Here is a 291-nt window from a genome sequence, read left to right on the forward strand (position 1 = left end):
GCCTTCTCCCGCCGGATTGTCGGCTGGTCGGCAGCCACCGTGAAGGAGACGGTCTTCGTGCTGGACGCCCTGGAGATGGCGATCTGGCAACGTGACCGCGACCAACACCCCGTCGGCCCGGGCGAGTTGATTCATCACTCGGATGCGGGAAGTCAGTACACGAGCTTCCGGCTCGCCGAGCACCTGGACGCGGCCGGCATCGCCGCCTCGATCGGATCGGTCGGAGAGGCCTACGACAACGCCCTGATGGAGAGCACGATCGGGCTCTACAAGACCGAGTTGGTCAAGCCT

The 291-nt window shown here is 65.3% G+C and carries 1 protein-coding gene; it reads left to right on the plus strand.

Going from position 1 to position 291, the window contains the following annotated elements; translation table 11 throughout:
• Positions 1 to 291 (plus strand): DDE-type integrase/transposase/recombinase (locus tag AC5WS8_RS39490; RefSeq protein WP_496108291.1); only part of this gene is annotated, 291 nt, incomplete at both ends.

The organism is Streptomyces sp. PTL18, assembly GCF_059510295.1.